This is a genomic window from Halomonas sp. SIMBA_159 (genome assembly GCF_046536035.1).
Taxonomy (GTDB): domain Bacteria; phylum Pseudomonadota; class Gammaproteobacteria; order Pseudomonadales; family Halomonadaceae; genus Vreelandella; species Vreelandella venusta_A.
In genome coordinates this window covers 1-259 of the sequence record NZ_JAWJBT010000930.1, presented here as the reverse complement: position 1 = coordinate 259, position 259 = coordinate 1, and the positions used below count along the sequence as shown (strand labels likewise).

At 70.7% G+C, this 259-nt stretch carries 1 pseudogene; it reads left to right on the top strand.

What is annotated here, in order from left to right:
- A pseudogene (locus tag R0J87_RS21990) lies at positions 1–259 on the top strand (ubiquinone biosynthesis regulatory protein kinase UbiB); the annotation flags it as partial.

Genomic DNA, 259 nt, shown 5'->3' with positions numbered 1-259 from the left:
GCCGAGGTGCTGCTGAAGCTGTTCCGGGTCGCCCAGCGCTACCAGCTCACGCTGCAGCCGCAGCTGATCCTGTTGCAGAAGACCCTGCTCAACATCGAGGGCGTCGGCCGCCAGCTCGACCCGCAGCTGGACATCTGGGCGGTGGCCCGCCCGGTGCTCGAGCGCATCCTGCTCGAGCGCTACAGCCCGCGCCGCGCGCTCAAGGAACTGCGCAAGCGCCTGCCCGAGCTGATGACCCACGCCCCGGACATGCCGCGCC